Genomic DNA, 21,507 nt, shown 5'->3' on the forward strand with positions numbered 1-21,507 from the left:
TACTATATTTAAATATGTAATAGCAATAAAAAACATCAAAAAATAACTAGTATTTCCTGATGTTTTCAACTATTTTGTTAAACTTCCTATATCCATTATTATTGTAATATCTTTTATATCAATTTCATAAACAATAAAAACTTCTTCTCCAAAAGTTTTAATCACACTTTTATAAATAGGTACTTTTTTAGCTATCTTATTTGAAAATACTTTAATACTCATATCGCTTTTTTTTGCAATACCTTTACCTCTAACATGAGTAACTCCTTCTTTAGGAATAGTTAAAAATGATACCTTATTATTATTTTCTAATTCAAATACTTTATCGTTATCACTAAATGTAGCAAAGTATATAAGCTCAGTATCTACACTATAATAAAAATTAACAAATCTTGAATTTGGATCATTTTCATAAGATGTAGATAATGCTATAATTTCATGTTCTCTCATAATTTTTTTAAATGACTCTTTTTTTTTCATAAATTTCTCCCTCAGTAATAGGATACCTTGAAAATCAAAAATGTCAATATCATTTAAAAAAAAGAATACCAATTAAGGTATTCCTAATTAAAAACTATTTTTTCAACTTCTGAATATGTTTTAACATAGTGAATTGTTATACTATTTAAAATTTCTTCTGGTAATTCTAAAGTATCAGAACTATTATCATAAGGTAATATTATTTCTCTTATACCTATTCTATGAGCTCCTATTACTTTTTCTTTAATTCCACCAACTGGTAGTACATCACCAGTTATAGTAATTTCACCTGTCATTGCAATATTTTGTCTAACTTTTCTATTTGATAAAACTGAAACTATAGCTGTTGTTATAGTTATTCCAGCTGATGGTCCATCTTTAGGAGTTGCACCTTCTGGAAAATGTAAATGAACATCATTTTCTTGGTAGAAATTAGGATTATCTATCCCAAGTTTTTTAAAGTTTGCTCTTACATAAGTATAGGCAACTTGAGCCGATTCTTTCATAACATCTCCTAATTTACCTGTAAATGTCAATAAACCTTTACCATTCATCTTAACAGCTTCAACATCTAATGTAGTTCCTCCAACTGCAGTCCAAGCAAGTCCTTTAACTACTCCTAATTTTGAATTTTTTTCAGCCATTTTATCTTTTTTATATTTTTCAGGTCCTAAATAATCTGAAAGATTTTTAACTGTTACTGTATATTTATTTTCTGGATTAGATAGCTTCAATTTAGCTATTTTCCTAAATATCTTAACTATTTCTCTTTTCAAATTACGAACTCCCGCTTCACTTGTATATTTATTAATAATTTCAAGTAAAACAGCATCTGATAATTTAACACTTTGACTAGTTTCTTGTTTAGCTTGTTTAACTAAATATTTTTTAGAAATTTCTAATTTTTCATTTATAGTATATGAATCTAAACTTATAACTTCCATTCTATCAAGAAGGGGAGCTGGTATTCCTGAGTAATCATTAGCTGTACATATAAAGAAAGTATCAGATAAATCATATTCAAAATCAACATAGTTATCTTTAAATGTTTTATTTTGTGCTGGATCTAAAACTTCTAATAATGCAGATGCTGGATCTCCTCTAAAATTAGAAGATAATTTATCTATTTCATCTAAAAGTATAACTGGATTACTTACCTTTACTTTTTTAATAGCTTCTATTATTCTTCCAGGCATAGCACCTATATATGTTCTTCTATGTCCTCTTATCTCTGACTCATCATGTACACCACCTAGTGCTATTCTTTCAAATTTTCTACCCATTGCATTTGCTATAGATAGTCCTAGAGATGTTTTACCTACTCCAGGTGGTCCTATTAAACATAAAATTGTAGGCATTTTTTTATTATTATCTTTATTTAATTGATTTACTGCAAGATACTCAAGTATAGTATCTTTAACTTGCTTCAATCCAAAATGTTCTTCATCTAATATAGTTTCTGCTTTATTTATATCTATATCAATATTTTCTGATTTTTCCCAAGGTATTTCTAATACACCTTCTATATATGATCTTATAACCCCTGCTTCTGCAGAAAAATCATTCATCTTTTTAAGTCTTAAATGTTCTTTTCTTAATTTATTCTTTAATTCAATAGGAAGATCTCTTTTTTCAATTTCTTCTAATAAACCATTTAATTCATCTTCACCATTATCTTCATCTAATTCAGAATAAAGACCTTTTATTTTCTCTCTTATATAGTATTGTCTTTGGTTAGTTTCCATATTTTTTCTAACTCTATTTTCAACATTTCTATCAATCTCTTCTAATTGTCTTTTTAACTTTAAAGCATTAGATAAGTTTTCAAAAATCTCTAAAACTGTATTAGAATTTAATATTTTAACCTTATCCTCACTTGGCACATCAAGACTAGTCGCAAGTGTATACATCATACTATCTACAGGTTTTATTTCAAATATACTATTTAATAAATCTTCTCCTAAAGGATTAACAGACATATCATTTATTTCTCTTGATGTTTGTATTAAATACTTTTCATAAGTTTCTGGTAACATTAATACATTATCTTCTAAAGGATATGATTCATATTTAGCCTTGAAATATCCTTGCTCATCATATTCAACTTCTTTTAATTTTATCCTATCTAATCCTTCAATTAAAACTCTTAAATTTCCATCTTGCATTTTAATAACTTGAATTATTTTAGCAGTTACCCCTATTTCTTGTACATCGTCTATATCAGTTATATCCTCATTAACTGAGTTCTTTTGAACTGATAATACTATGTTACCTTCAAATTTTTCCACAGATGTATCTATAGCTTCTTTACTAAATTCTCTTCCAATTATTAAAGGCATCACTGCTTGTGGAAAAAATACTATTTCTCTTGTAGGAATAAATGGGAGAAATTTATTTTTTTTCATTATTTTCCTCTTCTCTCACTTTTAATAAATAACTCATTTTTTTCTAATATCATTTCTTTAGTTACTCTTACTTCCTTAATATCTTTTTCTGATGGAATTTCATACATTAAATCCATCATAGTATTTTCTATTATACTTCTTAATCCTCTAGCTCCTATCTTTCTCTTTAATGCTAGTTCTGCAATTTCATCTATAGCTTCATTTTCAAATATTAGGTCTACACCTTCCATTTCAAAGTATTTCTTATATTGCTTAGTTATTGCATTTTTAGGTTCTGTTAATATAGATTTTAAGGCATCTTTATTTAATTCAGAAAGTGCAGTAATTACAGGTAATCTACCTATTAATTCTGGTATTATACCAAATTTTCTAATATCTTCAGGTAATACATGTTCAAATATACTTTCATCTTGAACTTCCATCTTATCACTTTCAAGACCAAATCCTATTTGTTTTTTATTCAATCTTGATTTTATTTTACCTTCTAATCCTGCAAAAGCTCCACCAACTATAAATAAGATATTAGTTGTATCTATCTCTATCATTTCTTGATTAGGATGTTTTCTTCCACCTTGAGGAGGAACACTTGCAACTGTTCCTTCAATTATTTTTAATAAGGCTTGTTGAACTCCTTCTCCTGATACATCACGAGTTATTGATGTATTTTCAGATTTTCTTGCAATTTTATCTATTTCATCTATATATATTATTCCTCTTTCTGCAAGCTCAATATCATAATCTGCAGCTTTAATTAATTTTAATAATACATTTTCAACGTCATCTCCAACATATCCAGCTTCTGTTACAGTTGTTGCATCCGCTATAGCTAAAGGTACATTTAATATCTTAGCTAATGTTTGAGCAAGTAATGTTTTACCAGAACCTGTTGGTCCGATTAATAATATATTAGATTTTTGCATTTCTACATCATTTTTTTCATTATTTAATAATTTTATTCTTTTAAAATGGTTATATACTGAAACAGATAATACTTTTTTTGCATTTTCTTGCCCTATAATATATTCATCAAGTTTAGCTTTGATTTCTTTAGGTTTTAGTAATTCAACTTCATCCATTTCAAATTCATATTTTGACTCTTCTTCAAAGCTTTCTTCTCTTGCTTCAATACATTCATTACAAATAAAAGCGTTCATATCTTCATTAGCAAATAGCATATCTACTTCAGATTCTTTTTTTCCACAAAAAGAACAAGTTAATTCTTTTTCATATATCATTATTTTTTCTCCAATACTTGATCTACTATTCCATAATCTTTAGCTTCTTGAGCAGAAAGGTAATTATCTCTTTCTGTATCAGCTAAAACTTTATTAACATCTTGACCTGTATTTTCTGCTAAAATACTTGCAAGCTTATTTTTAATCTTTATAATATTTTCTGCAACTATTTGTATATCTGTTGCTTGACCTCTTGCTCCTCCTAAAGGTTGATGTATCATTACTTCAGAATTAGGTAGAGCAAATCTTTTCCCCTTAGTTCCTGATGATAATAAGAAAGCACCCATACTTGCTGCCATTCCTATACACACTGTAGCTACATCACAACTTATATGATTCATAGTATCATAAATACCAAGTCCTGCAGTTACTGAGCCACCAGGTGAATTTATATACATAGTTATATCTTTTTCTTTATCTTGTGCATTTAAAAATAAAAGTTGGGCTATAATGGCATTTGCCATTTCTGTATTTATTTCACCACTTAAAAATATTATTCTATCTTTTAAAAGTCTTGAATAAATATCATAAGTTCTTTCTCCCATACCTTCATTTTCTATAACATAAGGTACTAATGCCATATTTTCCTCCTACTTTAATGAAAACTAGACATAAGCCTAGTTCTCATATATATATTCTAGTTATTGTTTAATAAAAATTCATTCATTTTAGCAAAGAATAATTGTGAAGTTATTTGTTCTCTAAATCTATCTAATCCATTTGCTTTTTCTAATTCTTCTTCTAATCCTTGTACTGTCATTCCATACATGCTTGCAACATGTCCTAATTCGTGGTTGAATTCTTCATCAGTAACAGTTATACCTTCAACATCAGCAATTTTTGAGAATACAAATCCAGATTTAACACTCTTAGTAGCATTTTCTCTTAAAGATTCTCTCATTTTTTCTAAAGTATTTCCTGACATTGATAAGAATTGTTCAAAAGTCATACCTTGCATTTTTAATTGATTAGCAAATCCTCCTAAATAATTATCTATATCTTTTTCTACTAATATACTAGGAACTTCTACTTCTGTTGCATTAACTACTTGTTCTACAACTTTATCAAGTTTAGCTTCTTTAGCTTTACTTTCTTTACTTGATAAAACATTTCCTTTTACTGAATCTTTTAATTCTTGAACAGATGTATATCCCATTCCTTTTGCAAATTCTTCGTCAAGTTCTGGTAATTTTGGTACTTCTAATGCATTTAATTTAATTTTAAATACTGCTGGTTTACCTTTTAACTCTTCTGAATGATATGCTTCAGGGAAGTTTACATTTACATCAAATTCTTCACCAATTTTGTGTCCTACTATTTGTTCTTCAAAGTTGTCTATAAATGTTTTAGACCCTAACTCTAATCTGTGTCCTTCAGCTTTTCCACCATCAAATGCTACACCATCAACAAATCCTTCAAAGTCAATTATTGCAACATCTCCAAGTTCAGCAACTTCTCTTTCTGCTTTAACAAATGTTTTTGCTCTTTCTAACATTTTTTTAATTTCTTCATTTACTTCTTCATCAGTAACTGAAACTTCTTCTAATTCTACATTTAATCCTTTATATTGAGGTAATTCAAATTCAGGGAAAATTGCAACTTTAGCTTCAACTTTTAATTCATCTTTATTGTATACAAGATTTGTAATTTGTAATTCAGAAACTGGTCTATATTCTTTTGATTCTAAGAATTTAGTGTAATCTTCTCTTAAAACTTCATCTATTATTTCATTTCTTATATCATCTGCAAAAGTTTTTTCAATAACATCTGCTGGTACATGTCCTTTTCTAAATCCATCTACTTTAACATTTTTAAATTTAGCTAAAACTGTATTTCTTAATTCTTCGTATTCTTTTCCATTTCTTCCGAATTCTAATGATAATTCTGAATTTGCTAATTTTTCTATTTTCATTTTATCCTCCTATTGTATGTCTTTTAATTTTAATCTTATTGTTTTTTTATTAATTAACTCTGGCGTATATATTATTTTATACAATTTATTATATTTTTTCAAGTTTAATTTAGAGCTCAAATTATATCCTAATACTTGTATTTCTTCACCGCCTATGTATATGCTTGCCTTAAAGTGACTATTGTCAACTCCAAATATTAATATGTTACTAAACTTAATATCACTATCATAGAAATTTGGTTCATTATTTGAAAGACCAAATGGACCCAATTTACTAATTTCATTTATATTTTTGAAATTTAATGATTTAACTGATAACTTCATATCTATTGTTATTTCATCTTCAAAGTTTGATTCAAAATTCAATGAATATAGGGCTGATTTAAGTTTATTTCTAATCTTTAATAAATTAGAATTTGATATTAAAAAACCAGCTGCCAAATCATGTCCTCCAAAATTAATAAAATAATCTGAAAAATTACTTATTGCATTATATATATTAGCATTGTATAGGCTTCTACAAGATCCTTTACAATATTTACCAACTCTTGATACCATTATTACAGGAACTTTAAATTCAAGAGCAAGTCTTGAAGTTATAGATCCTAGTACTGCAAGATTTATATCATTAATTTCATAATATATATATTTTATATTCTTATACTTTTTTCTAATATATCCAGATATATTATTAAAAAGTTGATTTTCATAAATTTTTCTTTCATTATTGTATTCATACATTTCATTAATTATGGTTCTATTTTCTACTTCTGATTCAGATTGTAGAAATTTTATTATTTTTATAGGGTCATCCAACTTACCTATAGCATTAATTAAAGGTGCTATCCTATAACTTATATCATTAATAGTAATATACTCTGGATTTATTTTAAAATTCTCTATTATCATTTTAAAGGCTAATATTTTTGTTTTAGAAAAATTTTTTAACCCTCTTTTTATTAAAAATCTATTTTCATCCACACATTCCATAACATCTGCTATAGTTGCAAGAGATATTAACTCACAATATTCATATATTTCACCCATAGGTTTTTTCAAAGTTAAGTAAAGAGCTTGTACTAGTTTAAATACAACTCCACTACCAGATAATTCTTTAAAAGGATATTCTTTAGATTTTTTAGGATTAATTTCTAAAATTTGCATATCAACATTATTATTATTAAAATGATGATCTGTTATAATCAAATCTATTCCTAAATTCATTATTTGCTTAATGTCTTCTACTTCTCCAAAAGAATTATCAACAGATATTATTAAATCTATATTATCCTTACTTAAATCTTCAAAAAAACTTTCAGGTAAAGAATATTTAAAAATAGTCCTAGTTGGTATATATATGCTATTTTTAATATTAAGTTTATCAAATATTTTTGATAAATATACGGCACCTGATATACCATCTATATCATAATCTCCAAATATCAATACATTTTTATCTGTATCTATATATTGAACTAATTTTTCAACTATTTTCCCCATATTATCTAATAAAAATGGATCATGTAACTGTTTATAACTAGAATTTAAAAATTTATTCGCATCTTCACTAGTATAAATTTTTCTATTTAAAAGTAAAGTTGTAATTAATTTATCTTTCTCAAAAAGTTTCATCTTATCATTTAAATATTCTTCATCATAAACCATACTTTTCCACATGATATTACTCCTCTGTTATATTTTTAGGAGCTGCATCTCTTAGTAATTTAGATATTTTAACACTATATTCAATAGTATCATCTAAATGTACTCTTAATTCTGGAGTAAATCTTATTTCAAGATTTTCTCCAACTTTTTTTCTAAAGAAACCTTTTAGTTTATTTAAGTCTTCTAGCATTTTTTCTTTATTTATATTTTCTTTATAATCTAATATTGAAAATATGATATCAGCATAACGTCCATCTGGCGATAAATTAACATTTTTAACTGTTACAAGATTTTTAACTTTCTCATTTTTAACATCAAGTAATATAGCCGTACCTATAATTCTTGATATTTCTTTTTCAAGACCTCTTCTTCTTCTCTCGTTCATATCCCTCTCCTATTTAACCTGTTCAACAGTATATGCTTCAACTATATCTCCAACTTTTATATCATTAAAGTCTTTAATTCCTATTCCACAATCTTGTCCTAGATTAACTTCCTTAACATCATCTTTATATCTCTTAAGAGAAGTTATTTCTCCTTCATAAACTATAATTCCTTCACGTAATAATCTTACTCTAGAATTTCTATTTATCTTACCATCTACAACTAAAGATCCTGCTATCATACCAACATTAGAAACTTTAAATACTTGTACAACTTCTAATCTACCATTGTATATTTCTTTAAATTCAGGATCAAGCATACCTTTTATAGCTTTTTCTAAATCTTCTGTAACATGATATATTACATTATAGTTTCTAATTTCTACTCCTGTTTTTTCTGATTCAGATCTTGCTGAATTTGTTGGTCTTACATTAAATGCAATAATTATAGCATTAGATGCTGCTGCAAGCATAACGTCTCCTTCAGTGACAGCTCCAGCACTTGATTGAATTATATTTATATTAACTTTATCTGTTGATAGTTTATTAATAGATTCTCTTAAAGCCTCAGCACTACCCTTAGAATCTGCTCTAATTATACATTTTAACTCTTTTAATTGTTGATCTTCTAATTCCTTAGATAAACTTTCAAGTGAAATATGTTTTTTCTTATTAATTTCATCTTTTTGTTTATTTTTATAATCTTCAACTATCTTTTTAGCTTGTTTATCGTTGTTTACACAATAGAATATTGATCCAGCTTCTGGTATTTCACTAAATCCAGTAATTTCAACTGGTTGTGAAGGTCCTGCTTTAACAATCTTATTTCCTCTATCATCAACCATACTACGAACTCTACCATATGAAGATCCTGAAACAAATATATCTCCTATTTTAAGTTCTCCTTCTTGAATTAAAATATCAGCAACTGGTCCCATTTGTAAATCAAGTCTAGATTCTACAACTACAGCTTTCGCACGTTTTTTAGGATTTGCCTTTAATTCCATTATTTCAGAAGTTAATAAAATAGTTTCAAGTAAATTATCAAGATTTAATTTTTGTTTAGCTGAAATTTCAACCATTTCAGTATTTCCTCCCCATTCAGGAGATATTAAACCATATTCTAATAATTCTTGTTTAACTTTCATAGGGTTTGCACCTGGTTTATCTATTTTGTTTATTGCAACAATTATAGGTACATTTGCTTCTTTTGCATGTGATATAGCTTCTACAGTTTGTGGTTTAACTCCATCATCTGCTGCAACTATTAATATAGAAATATCTGTAATATTTGCCCCTCTTACACGCATTTCAGTAAATGCTTCGTGACCTGGTGTATCAACGAATGTTATTTTTTGTCCATTCCATTCTACTTGATATGCCCCTATTTTTTGAGTTATACCTCCAGCTTCACCTTCAATAACATTAGTGTGACGAAGTGCATCAAGAAGTGATGTTTTACCATGATCTACATGTCCCATTATAGTTATAACAGGAGCTCTTAACTCTAAGTCATCTTCTTTATCTTCTATTTCAAGATTATATTCTTCTCCATAAGATAATTCTACTACTTCTTCTTTTTCAACTATTACGTTATACTCTAGTGCAACTTCTTCAGCTTCTTCTATAGTTAAAATTGCATTAGCTGTTAAAATCTTACCTTCCATAAAGAACTTTTTAATTATATCTGATGTATTTATTCCTAATTTTTCAGCTAAGTCTTTAATAGATATTTCTTGTGGAAGTACTACCATTCCAACTCCACCAACTTCATCACGAATTACTTCAGATTTAATTACTTTTTCTTTTTTCTTAACTTTTTTCTTATCTTCTTTTCTAAAGTCTTGTCTAAGTTCTTTTAATTTTCTTTCTTCTTCTTTAGCTTTTCTTTCATTTTCATATTTTTTCTTATCAAATTTTGATTTACCTTTACCATTAGTCTTACCTTTTACTTCTGATTCCATTGTAGGTATTTCAAGATTTGCTTCTTTATTTTCTTTTACAAAAGGTTTTCTTCTATCGTCATTACCGAATTTTTTATCTTTATTAAATGGTTTTCTTTCAAAGTTACCTTTATCATCTCTATTATCTTTATTAAACGGTTTTCTTTCAAAATTACCTTTATTATCCTTATTAAACGGTTTTCTTTCAAAATTTGAACCTTCTGAATTTTCTCTATTAAATGGTTTTCTTTCGAAATTACCTCTTTCTCTTCTTTCCCCTCTATCTTGGTTATTTTTAAAATCCCCATTATTTCTAAAGTTATTTTTTCTTTCACCAAAGTTATTATGACTTCTATCTGAATTATTTTCTCTGTTTTCTTTATTAAATTTATTATTTTTATCAAAAGATCTCTTAGCATTATTATTGTTATTATGTTTAGACTTATTATTAAAAGTCATTTTCTCACTAATTACCTCTTCATTTTTATCATTTTGTTTAGAAACTACAGAGTTATTTTTATTAACTTCAACTTTTTTTTCTTCAGTTACTTTTGGTCTTTTTTCTTCGTTAATTCTTCTTTTAATATCTCCAATTTCATCATCAGATAAAGTAGATTGAACTTTTTTATCATATCCATATGTCTTTATTTTCTCTATAAATTCCTTTGACGTTAGTTCTAATGTTTTAGCAAATTCATATACTCTCATTTCTCCACCTCCAGTTTATTTAAAATTCCATTTACTACTTTTTTAGTTGTTATTCCTATTGTCTTTACCTCACTTAAAAATATCTTTTTCAAAGAATATTGTTTTTCTATAAATATTACTTTTACTTCTGCAGCCTTAGCTACTTTTTTCATTCTATTTATTTGTTTAGAATTTACATCACTTGGAATTATTAATAGTTTAACTCTATTATTCTTAACGGCCTCAATATTCTCATCTACTCCATAAATTAAATATTCTGAGTTTTTAAGACTTTCTAATATATTTAAAACTATTTCATCATTACTTTTCTTAAAACTAGTTTTTTTAATGTATTCCAATGCTTTATTTGCACTTTCTAAATTAATCTTATACTTATTAAATAATTTTTGAAAAACATCCAAATCATTTTTAATATATATACCTCTATGTTGAATTTTTTGTTCTTTATCAAAAACATATTCCCCATTAGGCATTTCAACAAATCTTAAAAGATTTTCCTTTTTATCATTAGCTCTTGTAATTACACAAGTTCTAATAATTAAATCATTCTTGTTCTTCTCTCTTTTCTTCTTCTCCATCATTTTCTTCACCATACGCTTCTAAGTTTACTCTTAATTTACATAACTTTCCAGCTAGTTTTGTATTAACCCCTTTTTTACCTATAGCAAGAGTTAATTGACTAGGTTCAACTTCAACTTTAGCAATTATCTCCTCGTTATTTCTAACTATTTCTATAGATACAAGTTCTGCAGGTGATAAGGCATTTTTAACAAAAAGACGAAGATCTGGATTCCACTCAATTAACTCTACTTTTTCACCTTTTAACTCATTTAAAATAGCATTTATTCTTACCCCATCTCTACCTATACATGATCCTATTAAGTCCACATTTGGATCTTCAGTATAAATAGCTACTTTAGTTTTTACACCAGCTTCTCTAGCTACATTTTTTATTTCTATTAATCCTGATTGTATTTCAGGTATTTCTCTTTCTAATAATTTAGATACTAATCTATCATCTGTTCTTGTTAAATCAACTTTAGGGAATTTCCCTGTTAAATTTACACTTCTAATATATCCAACAAATCTATCTCCAACTTCAAAATTATCAACTTCTGTTAATTCTTTTTTTAGTATAGTAAGATCTAGACCATTCATATCTAAATATAGATTTCCATTTGGTTCTATTCTTTTAACAGTTAAATTAACAAGTTTACCTTCAACTTGACTTAACTTATTATTAATAGCTTCTTTTTCTTTTTCTCTAACATATTGAACTATTATAGACTTTGTTCTTTGAATAGCATTTCTTCTGAATTCATCAGCATTTAATTCTATTCTTATTACATCTCCTACTTTAATTCTTTTCTTGTATTCTTTTGCCTTACTTAAAGGAATTTCTATAGTTGGATCATAGAATTTAACCATATCTTCTATTATATTCTTTTCTGCAAACATTTTAACATCTCCTGTTACCATGTCTATGTCTACACTAATATTTTCTTGATCGTTAAAATCTTTCTTGTATGCTGCAAGTAATCCTGATTTTAATCTTTCAATTAATTCTAATCTATCTATTCCTTTTTCTTTTTCTAATTCTTCTAATGCATCTAAAAACGTTGCTTTATCTTTAGATTTCATCCTATTCCACTCCCTCTCCAAATGATTTATCAGATAAGTTAAATATTAATTTCGCACTCTTAATTTTTTCAACCGGTATTTCTATAATTTTTTCAATAACTTTGTCATTTAAGTATACAGTACCATCTTTAAAATCTTCTAATATTCCTTCAAAACTTTTAGTATTTTCAATATTATTTCTAGTTTTAACAGAAATTTTACGACCTTTGAATCTTATAAAGTCTCTTTCTCTTTTTAATTTTCTTTCAAGTCCTGGAGTTGATACTTCTAAATAGAATTTATCATCAATTAAACTATCTACAACACTGTCAATATTAGTACTTAAAAGTACACAATCATCTAAAGTTGTCGTTCTATTTAAATGTTCTACATATATTCTTAAAAAATTATAACCACCTTCTCTGACATATTCAATATCAGCTAATTCTAACTCCAATTCATCTAAATAAGTTTGAATTTTTTCTTCAATTAAAAGTAATTTATCTTCCATTTTCTCCCCTTATCTATTAAATTTAAAGAGTGGGAACCTCCCACTCTTTACCTGTATATTAATTTTAACATATTTAACAATATTTTACAAGCAATATTAAGAAAAAATACTATATATTGTTTAATGTATATATTTAAATAACTATTTTTTTCAAACAAAAAGACCTCAATCGAGGTCTTTTATATCGTTCTAGTATTTATTTTAATCTAATTACCATGCGTAGACTATCAACATTTTTAAAAATGGCTATTTTATATACATTATAACAAATTCAAGTATCTTCTTTGTAACTTATTACAAAATAAATTCTTTAAATTTTCAATAGTTATTAATTAAAAATTATTTTCAAAAAAAGTTCTTGCATTTTTTAAATATATATGGTATACTATATATGTAGAAAGGAGGAATGTTATAATGGATAAGAAAACCCAAAAAGAAAAAGAAACTTTAAAGGAATTTGAACTTGAAATACAAATATTCACATTAAAGTTTCGCATAAAAAAAGTTTTCAAATAAGGTTAGGTGCGACGCACCTTCCTTAAATCCATTATAGCATAATAAATTATGAAAATCAAAATAAGAAAAAAATTTAAAAACAATAAAGAAAAAATTGTTGAAAAATATTATCCGATAGAATTTATAATTTTAGGAATAATATTATTAATTTGTTTAAAAATATATTTATTTTAAGGAGAAACAATGGCAGTCACAGAAGCACAAAAAAGAGCGCAAAAAAAATATGATGCTAAAAATAGAGAAAAAGTAAATCTACAAATTGCTTTTAGAAGTGCAAAAAGTTTTGTAAAAAAAAGTGAAGATTTAGATAAATTAGAAGATTTAAAATCTATGATTGAAGAAAAAATAAAAATTTTGAAAAAATAATTCAAAAAACACTTGACTTTTAATATCGTATACGGTATAATATCAATGTAATAAGAAATATATGAAAGAGAGTTGAATGTACTAATAAAATTAGGGGTTAATTGAGAAAATAAAACAAAACATGACAATCAAAGGAGCACACACATGAACTCACAAAAATTAGAAAGCATTAAAAACAGTATTAAAAAAGGTTACTTTTTTGAAGGAGATTATTCAACAAGCTATTATATTTTGAATGATGATAATCAAAAAAAATTAAGAATTGATGAAGATTCAATTTGCGAATTTAATGAAAATCAAAAATATGTTTTGAGTGAAGATTTAAAACTTTGTGAAGAATTAATAGAACTTTGTGAAGAATATGATTTTATGAGAGTTAGAAGAGAAAATGCAGAAGAATTTGAAAAAATTAAAGATTTAAAAACTTATATCGATGAGTTTGATTTAATGTTTAAAACAACGATTAAAAAAGAGTATAATAAAGATTTTTATCTAATTTCTATCGATGATAACGGAATTGACATTTTGTTTGAGGGATATATATCAAAAGATGATTTTAAAAAATTAAGCGAAATCTCTTTAAAAATAGATGAAATTGTTGAATTATCAAAATTTGAATACAAAGATAATAAAAAATATATAAGTGTTTTTGAAATTCTAGATCTAGAAGATCATGAGATTGAACCAGTTGATGATTTTTGTATGAATCCATACGATGTTGAAGATTTAAAAGATTATTTGAGAGATGTTGAATACAACAAAAACTTCTATGAAGATTAAATAAAAAACTAAAATACGAAATTGAAAGTCTATATAGATTTTTATACTCAACTCGAGGTAGTTATAAAACTACCTTTTTTTTATATCAAAAAAAAAGAGGAACACTAAGTTCTTCTAATAACATGACACTCAAACTAAAACAATATACATTGTCTGAGTAATAATATTATACTCTTTTTATATTTTTTGTCAATAAAACTTTGATTTTTTTGAAAAATAAGGTATTATTTAGTAAATAATGTTAAATAGGAGTAATAAATATGATGTTAAAAACTTGCAATCAATTAAAAAGAGATATTCAAGATTTTGCCTTTACAAATGAATTAGAATTAATAGGGAAAAATAATGTGTATAATACAATAGCTTTAAATCTTAATATACCAAATCAAGACTTAATGGAAATTTTGAAAGGTCAAGAGTTCTTTTATTTAGATAGTTATTTGAAATTATGTGAATACTTTACAACTCCTTTTCAGTTTTCTATTGAATACCCTGCAGATGAATTAACAAGTCAAGAAAATGGAACAGAAACACTAACAGAAGAAATAGCATTTGATTTAGCTTTAGAAGAAAAACCTAGAAAATGGTTAGCTTTTTTTGATATTAAAGAATATGAAAATATGCAATATTATAATTTTTACGATTATGATATAGAAGATAACGAAGAAGATTTAAAAATGGAAAGATTTATTAAAAATATGGATGAATTTTTTGGAGAAGAATATATTGAAACACCAAAATTCGAGATATATACCGATGAAAATTGGGTAAGATTACCATTAAAAGATATTTACACTTTATTTGAATATCAAGCTAAAATAGATATAAAATAAAAAAAACGGTGACAATTAAGTCGCCTATAATAAATTAACCCCAGCTATTCAGAACGTATCTGTACACTTAAGTAGTAACTGGGGTGTTTGGTGTTTTATTTAATATTATATAGATAGTGAACTATCTACACCAATATAGTACCTCATTTTTTATTTTTTATCAATTATTACTTGAAAATAGCTCAGCCTAAATCTCGGCTCTATTCATAGTCAGTATTAGTTAATAAAAAGGGTATGCAAAAAATTTGCTACCCTTATATTTTTGTTTCATTTATTTCTTTAAGTACTCGTGCTTGTTCTCTCTCTATATGCGCTTTCATCGTTCTAGCTAACTCTTTATAATCTATATCCTCGCATAAAGAGACACTGTCAAATATATCAATTATCTTTATGTGAATATCTTGCCAATTGCTATAAATTAAATCATAATATACTTTTTTAGTCTTAGAATTTGTAAACATTAAAAGTAATTCATTTATTCTGTCTAGTATCTCTTCTACTTCTTGTGTCAATTCATTAAGTATATTATCCTTGTTTTGATTAATGTTATTGTTAATGATATACCACAACACTAATTTTTCGTATCCTTGTAAAAGTCTTATCCACAATAATCTCACTACCATTTTTAATTTAGTCTGGTCGATATGTCCATCCACGATGCTGTCTTTTAATAGGATCATAGTAGATATGATTTCCTCATCTCTTTTTAGTCGGTCATCATTACTTTTTTTATTTTCAACAATTAAATACCATATCATTACAATGGCAATTACAGGAGCTAGTCCGTGTGTTCCAATTATTTTCATTACTTGTTCCAATTTATCTACTTCTATCATAATTCCACCACCTTAGAAATACCAACTAGCACCAATTCGAGCTACTGCTTCCGTTTCTTTAATATTAAACGGCTTAGTTTTAATAGCTATATCACTATATATCATAGTCTTTGAATAATCTCTATTGATATTACCTAAAACATCACTAAAATTACTATAATTAGCATTGTATAAAGGGTTAGGAGAAGTTACTACTTCCCCACATCCTCTCCTTGTTTTTCCTCGTTTTCAGTTAATTCTTTTTTTAATTCTTCTTTAGCTAGAGTATTTTTTTCAACGATAGTAACTGCTCTTTCAACTGCCTTATCAATTACTGCATCTGTTGCTTTAAGTCCTAATTTTTCTACTTGCATTCCTACTTCAGTAATTGCTCTAGCTTTCTTATTAGCACCATCTTTATATTTGAAATTGTCTTCATACCATTGCACGATATTTACTGCTATTTCCAATATATTGTCATCAACTTTTGTCTCTGTTTTTTGTGCTAACTTTCTAAATGTAGGAACAAGTCCTAAAAATGCTCCTGTCAAAACTCCTAAAATTGTGTACATAATTTCTAATTTTGTCATAATAATTACCTCTTTCTTTTATTTTATTTTTTAATTTATTCGACTATTTTTTTAAGTTCAATATGTGGGTTATCTTTGAGTGATTTCCAATCACCACCCCACTCGACCTTTATTCCAAATTCTCTTGCTACTAATTCAATGTGCCTTGCAACTTTTTGATATTTATTAGTAGACTTCCAATCTATATTCCCTTGTATTGTTGGGTCATAAATTCCAAAATCAATAGCATACCCATAACCATCACTTTTAGCTTGATGGTTAGACTTCTTAACATAACCATCACAATTAGTTACTCTAATTCCTGATATAGTTCTCCCTTGCTGATATAATCCATTTTGGTATTCAGCTGTTCTAAAACCTTGAACGATTATAAAATCAAATGGACTATTTGTTATAGCTTTTTGAATAGCTGATACTAATTTAGGATGAATTTTATCTAGCTTGTTAATGCTATTTTGACTTAGTTTATACATCAGTTCTCCACCTCCTTTTTCTAAAATTTTATAAATAAAAAAGACAGAACTATTTAAAATTCTGTCTTGCTATAATTAGTTATTTAATATATTTTTCTATTGTTCTTATAAAAGATCCTGCATCTAAAAAATAATTAGGATATGCTTTTTTTAAGTTTTTTAAATCTTCTACCGATACTAGAACTACATTTGTTTTTTCTTTTTTTTCATAATATAAGTAATCTGAACTTATTTCTTTTTCAGGTGTCGGTATCAATCTAATTTTATTAGTTTCATAATCTAATATCAACAATAAATATTCATTAGTTTTAAAATCTTCAATTACATTTGTTACAATACTAATACTTCTTAAATCGTTTAGTATTTTATATTCAGCATCTATTAATTTTAATTCATTAATTTTTTCAAACTTTTTTTTAGTTTCTATACATTCTATTAATTCACTTGATAATTTAAAAAAATCTTTATAATATTTTGTTCCACCACCAATTTTTAAATCTTCATTTTTTATTGAATCAACTATCTCTAATGCTGTTGCCCATTGATGTTGTAATCTAGTTCTTATTTGTAATTCTAAGAGATACCCATTCAATTCTTTATATTGTTTACCTTGATACTTGTATATTTGATGTATACTCCTATATCCATCTTTTTTAGGATCTAATATATAGTTTTTCTCTCTTTCAAACACAAAATTATTCTTATTATTCGGTGATTTATATACTCCATTTTTTAAAACTTCACTGAATTCTTCAACTTCTTTTAAATTAGATAGTATAACTCTTGTACCTGCCAAATCCTGCATTCTACTAAGTTTCATATCTTTAAATCTTTTTATCTTCGAAATAATTGAAGGTAATCTTTTCAATCTTTGTGAACAAATAAAATTATTTTCAGGATACTTTTTATTTAACTTACTTCTAATAGTATAAATAAAACTTCTCATTATCTTAGAATGCTCAGCTCTATAATTAGATATTATTTCTAAATCTTTATCACTAGAACTTTCTCTGTATATTCTGTCCCCTATTCTATCTAGTTCATTTTTAGATATATCAACTTCTTTAATATACACCATATAAAACACCTCCTATTATCAGTATTATATCATGATTAATTTAAAACACCAAATCTTATTTAATTTTACCCTCTTTATTTAATTCTACTTTAACTGCTAATCCTTTATCTAAAAGTACATCTAGCACATCTTGAGGACTAAATTTTGAAAACCATTTAGGATAAATGATATTATAGTGCCTATTTATTAATTCAGCACACCACTCACTGCAAGTATATCTATCTTTGTCCTGTTCTCCTCTATTAAAGAAGTTAGATAACCATATTGCTTTGTTGTCATATTTAAGTCCTTTAGTTTCATTATAAAATCTATCTAGACTATTAATAAGTGTACTATCTAGGACTTCAAATACTTCCCATTTATTTGGATTTAGATATTTTTGTGATTGCATCCTTATAGCTGTTGGCTTGTCTGCAACTCCTATCAAATCATTACCATTCCACATCTCACAGTGATTAAACCTTGATTTAGTCCACCATTGAATAAGTTTTGCTCCTATTCCCTTATTTTTATAAAAAACAAAATATATACTCATATCACATCCCCTTTTCTATTCAAATTTTAATGTTTTTAATACTTGTTCTAATACTTGCTTATACAATGCCTCTATTTGCACTTTCTCTAACTGTTCTAAAGTCATTTTATCTATTTGTTCTCTTGTCAGTTCCTCTGCTTTAAAGCACGCTTGTTTATAAGTTATTCCTTTTAAATACAATTCATTAAATTCTTGTTCGCTTAAACTAGCATATTCATATATACCATTATTAATATTATCAAATTGCCAATCTATCTTTTGTAAAGGTATTCCTAAACTTTTTGTCTTTTGAAAAGCATTAAGCACCCCGTTAGCATTGATTAAGTCAGTATCTCTTAGCTTTTGCCTCAAATTTCCTTTATAAATAAATCCATTCTCAACAGTGCTATTCTTAATCTTGTCTAAGTTTTCATATAATCTCTTTATTTCTCTTATTTTTAGTTCTGTATCTTTCTTTTTAATATCAAGGGTATAGTTGTTACCCTCTACCTTATAAAATTCAATAGAAGCTAAATCTACTGATTTTAGAGGGATTAGTATTTGATTATCTTTAATTTCTTGATTAGTATATTCAGTATATCTATTTGTTAGATAACCGTTTTCAATTTCTACTAACAGTTTCTTTTCGCTTTCTATTTCCTCTTTTGTCTTTTCCCTTAATACACCATTATCTAGTGTTGGGTTATCAAATTTATCACTATATATTATAGTGTTAGGATATAGCTCTTTGATTATATCATCTTCTATCTCATCATATACACTTGCAATATATTCAGTTCCTCTGTATAAATATTTCATTTTATTTCTCCTTTCTAGCTTAGTTTGTAAACACATACTTGAGCTAATAATAACTGTAACCAATCATCATAATTATAATTACCATCATAATAATCAACAGTTTTATTAAAAAGTAATTTAACTTTATTATCTACTAAAAAAATTACACTTTCATCAATAGAACGATAGCTTGCTTCATTGAAATTTAGTTGTTTTACTACTACTTTGTTAAATTTGTATTTGTAATTACCAATTTCTTTTTTAATTAATTTTTTTATTATAAAACTACCATTTCGTGTTTCCACTCTCTGTTTCTCATTATAAAAGTAATAAGTTAAATTTCCTTTTTTATATCCTTGAGTTATCATCTCTTCAAAATAACGTCTTTTCTTTATATTAGAAAGAATAAAAGCATGTTCTTCAAGAGATATTCTGTAATTATCTATAAATTCTTCTGCATTAATTACACTTCCATCTTCTAAACTGACTTCAATATCTGTCATTTTAGATTCAAACTCAAAAATCTTAAAATCAAGATTAGTTTCATTAGGTGTACTAACAATTTTAGGAATGCCATTTTTAACTTCAACTACAGTTAAAATAGGTGATAAATGCTCATTATAAACTCCTTTGTCTTTACCTTGAGAAGTTACATGTTGTTTACTCCAATTAAAAATATGATTTTCTATTATACTAAATTTTAAATTTTGGTCAAAAATAATGTCGTAATTATGATTACCATACCAATCATCAATTTTTACTGGCACGTGAATACTCTCTATTAAATAAGTACCATCTTTTAAAAATTCAATTGTCTGAGCATCGGTTGTTGGTTTATAAAAATGAACTTTGTTATTATTATCAGGTGTAAATGCCACTGTCCTTGCATAATCTCCAAAATTAGTGACAGTATTTGTATCTTTTGTTAAATCACTTAGACTGTACCAGTTGTAAGTTTTTTTAACAACATCTCGAAACCCATACCACTTCCGCTTCCAAGCATAAGTTTTTCTGTATTTTCTTCAGTTGGTATCGTTATATTTCCATTTATTTTACTTTTATAATAATATCTCTTATTATTTGTGTCATAAACAAGAATATCATTCTCTGCTACTTTAACAGCATTTCTACCGTTTAAAGTCTTAAGTTCGCTATTTCCTAAGTATGCATTAGCATACAAATTAAAGTCATCTACTTGCATTAGTTCTTTATCGCTAGTCCAAGTATTATTGTTTTTTGCTCTTATAAATGCTCTAGTCTTATCTTCTTGTGTGATTGATAATTGAACTCCGTATCGGTCAGCATATTGAATATTAAAAACTCCTGTAGTTTTGTTTCCAATACCACCACCTTGCCAACCATAAGCATAAAATCCGTTGGCTTTATAATCGTTTCTATGCCCTGTGCTTGTTGTTGTTAGTCCTATTCCAAATTCTTGCATTTTAGTTAATGCTTGTTGTTTTATTCTTAAATCAGTAACTAATTCATTTATTTTAGAAACAGCTAATTCTTTAACTTCATTCTTAGTTAAAGTACCTGAAACCGTATCTGTTGCTTTAGTTCTATCAAGTGTATCTTGTACTAATAAAGTTAATCTATTAAGTTCATTTACCTTAGGATCTAATGTATTTCTTTTCCAAGTTTCATAACCCGTTTGTAAAAAATTACCTACTTCAATAGAATATTGTTCAACTTCATTCATTAAATTATCTACTATTTCTGCACCTTTAACAAAAGTACTTCTCATTCTGTGTGAATAATTTGGAAAATCAGAAATCCATTCTGTCTCAATCATATCACCAAAATTATAATGTGTTCCCTCAACCGTTATAGGTTGATTTATCATATTCTTTATACTTTGTCTTGCTGTAAAATCTGACAT

Annotated in this window: 22 protein-coding genes; 3 read left to right on the plus strand and 19 right to left on the minus strand. The window is 26.4% G+C overall.

Annotated elements, in window-relative coordinates; translation table 11 throughout:
* Window positions 1–69 precede the first annotated feature (69 nt).
* The 11 genes from AYC59_RS02430 to rimP all read right to left on the minus strand — a co-directional run bounded on the left by AYC59_RS02430 (window position 70) and on the right by rimP (window position 12,862).
* Window positions 70–480 (minus strand): pyridoxamine 5'-phosphate oxidase family protein, encoded by a 411-nt coding sequence (locus AYC59_RS02430; protein WP_066894843.1) that lies wholly within the window; start codon window positions 478–480, stop codon window positions 70–72.
* Window positions 481–563: 83 nt separating this feature from the next.
* Window positions 564–2,885, minus strand: coding sequence for an endopeptidase La (lon, locus tag AYC59_RS02435; RefSeq protein ID WP_066894845.1), 2,322 nt, complete (start codon window positions 2,883–2,885; stop codon window positions 564–566).
* A complete protein-coding gene (clpX, locus tag AYC59_RS02440; protein ID WP_066894847.1) occupies window positions 2,885–4,120 on the minus strand; it encodes an ATP-dependent Clp protease ATP-binding subunit ClpX in 1,236 nt (411 codons plus the stop codon). Before clpX ends, lon begins: the two co-directional genes overlap by 1 nt.
* The gene (gene clpP, locus AYC59_RS02445; protein ID WP_066894849.1) at window positions 4,120–4,701 is read right to left on the minus strand and encodes an ATP-dependent Clp endopeptidase proteolytic subunit ClpP; all 582 of its coding nucleotides are present in this window, start codon (window positions 4,699–4,701) and stop codon (window positions 4,120–4,122) included. Before clpP ends, clpX begins: the two co-directional genes overlap by 1 nt.
* A 56-nt stretch (window positions 4,702–4,757) precedes the next feature.
* Window positions 4,758–6,032 carry a trigger factor gene (gene tig, locus AYC59_RS02450; protein WP_066894851.1) on the minus strand — a complete coding sequence of 425 codons (1,275 nt, stop codon included), beginning with the start codon at window positions 6,030–6,032 and terminating at the stop codon, window positions 4,758–4,760.
* Window positions 6,033–6,041: 9 nt separating this feature from the next.
* Window positions 6,042–7,709 (minus strand): single-stranded-DNA-specific exonuclease RecJ, encoded by a 1,668-nt coding sequence (gene recJ / locus AYC59_RS02455; RefSeq protein WP_066894853.1) that lies wholly within the window; start codon window positions 7,707–7,709, stop codon window positions 6,042–6,044.
* Window positions 7,710–7,713: 4 nt separating this feature from the next.
* Complete coding sequence (rbfA, locus tag AYC59_RS02460; RefSeq protein ID WP_066894856.1) at window positions 7,714–8,082, minus strand: 30S ribosome-binding factor RbfA; 369 nt, start codon at window positions 8,080–8,082, stop codon at window positions 7,714–7,716.
* 9 nt (window positions 8,083–8,091) lie between these two features.
* Window positions 8,092–10,731 (minus strand): translation initiation factor IF-2, encoded by a 2,640-nt coding sequence (gene infB / locus AYC59_RS02465; RefSeq protein WP_066894858.1) that lies wholly within the window; start codon window positions 10,729–10,731, stop codon window positions 8,092–8,094.
* Complete coding sequence (locus AYC59_RS02470; RefSeq protein WP_066894860.1) at window positions 10,728–11,312, minus strand: YlxR family protein; 585 nt, start codon at window positions 11,310–11,312, stop codon at window positions 10,728–10,730. The genes infB and AYC59_RS02470 overlap by 4 nt, the downstream gene beginning before the upstream one ends.
* Window positions 11,275–12,372, minus strand: coding sequence for a transcription termination factor NusA (gene nusA, locus AYC59_RS02475; protein ID WP_066894863.1), 1,098 nt, complete (start codon window positions 12,370–12,372; stop codon window positions 11,275–11,277). Before nusA ends, AYC59_RS02470 begins: the two co-directional genes overlap by 38 nt.
* Before the next feature lies 1 nt (window position 12,373).
* Window positions 12,374–12,862 (minus strand): ribosome maturation factor RimP, encoded by a 489-nt coding sequence (rimP, locus tag AYC59_RS02480; RefSeq protein ID WP_066894865.1) that lies wholly within the window; start codon window positions 12,860–12,862, stop codon window positions 12,374–12,376.
* A gap of 699 nt (window positions 12,863–13,561) precedes the next feature.
* Between rimP and AYC59_RS02485 the strand changes: the two genes are divergently transcribed.
* From AYC59_RS02485 to AYC59_RS02495, 3 genes are all read left to right on the plus strand, one after another.
* Complete coding sequence (locus AYC59_RS02485; RefSeq protein ID WP_066894867.1) at window positions 13,562–13,744, plus strand: hypothetical protein; 183 nt, start codon at window positions 13,562–13,564, stop codon at window positions 13,742–13,744.
* A gap of 144 nt (window positions 13,745–13,888) precedes the next feature.
* Window positions 13,889–14,524 carry a hypothetical protein gene (locus tag AYC59_RS02490; RefSeq protein ID WP_066894868.1) on the plus strand — a complete coding sequence of 212 codons (636 nt, stop codon included), beginning with the start codon at window positions 13,889–13,891 and terminating at the stop codon, window positions 14,522–14,524.
* Between the two features lie 260 nt (window positions 14,525–14,784).
* The gene (locus tag AYC59_RS02495) at window positions 14,785–15,357 is read left to right on the plus strand and encodes a hypothetical protein (protein ID WP_066894870.1); all 573 of its coding nucleotides are present in this window, start codon (window positions 14,785–14,787) and stop codon (window positions 15,355–15,357) included.
* 254 nt (window positions 15,358–15,611) lie between these two features.
* Here AYC59_RS02495 and AYC59_RS02500 read toward each other — a convergent pair whose 3' ends face one another.
* The 8 genes from AYC59_RS02500 to AYC59_RS02535 form a co-directional block, all read right to left on the minus strand.
* Window positions 15,612–16,193, minus strand: coding sequence for a hypothetical protein (locus tag AYC59_RS02500; protein WP_066894872.1), 582 nt, complete (start codon window positions 16,191–16,193; stop codon window positions 15,612–15,614).
* A gap of 191 nt (window positions 16,194–16,384) precedes the next feature.
* Complete coding sequence (locus AYC59_RS02505; protein WP_066894874.1) at window positions 16,385–16,762, minus strand: phage holin; 378 nt, start codon at window positions 16,760–16,762, stop codon at window positions 16,385–16,387.
* Between the two features lie 35 nt (window positions 16,763–16,797).
* Window positions 16,798–17,235: a M15 family metallopeptidase gene (locus AYC59_RS02510; protein ID WP_066894876.1), complete on the minus strand. Its 438-nt coding sequence runs from the start codon at window positions 17,233–17,235 to the stop codon at window positions 16,798–16,800.
* Between the two features lie 79 nt (window positions 17,236–17,314).
* Window positions 17,315–18,313 (minus strand): RelA/SpoT-related domain-containing protein, encoded by a 999-nt coding sequence (locus AYC59_RS02515; RefSeq protein ID WP_066894878.1) that lies wholly within the window; start codon window positions 18,311–18,313, stop codon window positions 17,315–17,317.
* A 55-nt stretch (window positions 18,314–18,368) separates the two neighbouring features.
* Window positions 18,369–18,848: a hypothetical protein gene (locus AYC59_RS02520; RefSeq protein WP_066894880.1), complete on the minus strand. Its 480-nt coding sequence runs from the start codon at window positions 18,846–18,848 to the stop codon at window positions 18,369–18,371.
* Window positions 18,849–18,863: 15 nt separating this feature from the next.
* Window positions 18,864–19,646, minus strand: a complete 783-nt coding sequence (locus AYC59_RS02525) for a BRCT domain-containing protein (protein ID WP_066894882.1) — start codon at window positions 19,644–19,646, stop codon at window positions 18,864–18,866.
* Between the two features lie 14 nt (window positions 19,647–19,660).
* Window positions 19,661–20,503, minus strand: coding sequence for a hypothetical protein (locus AYC59_RS02530; protein ID WP_066894884.1), 843 nt, complete (start codon window positions 20,501–20,503; stop codon window positions 19,661–19,663).
* 56 nt (window positions 20,504–20,559) lie between these two features.
* The gene (locus tag AYC59_RS02535; RefSeq protein ID WP_066894886.1) at window positions 20,560–21,507 is read right to left on the minus strand and encodes a hypothetical protein; all 948 of its coding nucleotides are present in this window, start codon (window positions 21,505–21,507) and stop codon (window positions 20,560–20,562) included.

This window comes from Pseudostreptobacillus hongkongensis (assembly GCF_001559795.1).
GTDB classification, from domain to species: domain Bacteria; phylum Fusobacteriota; class Fusobacteriia; order Fusobacteriales; family Leptotrichiaceae; genus Pseudostreptobacillus; species Pseudostreptobacillus hongkongensis.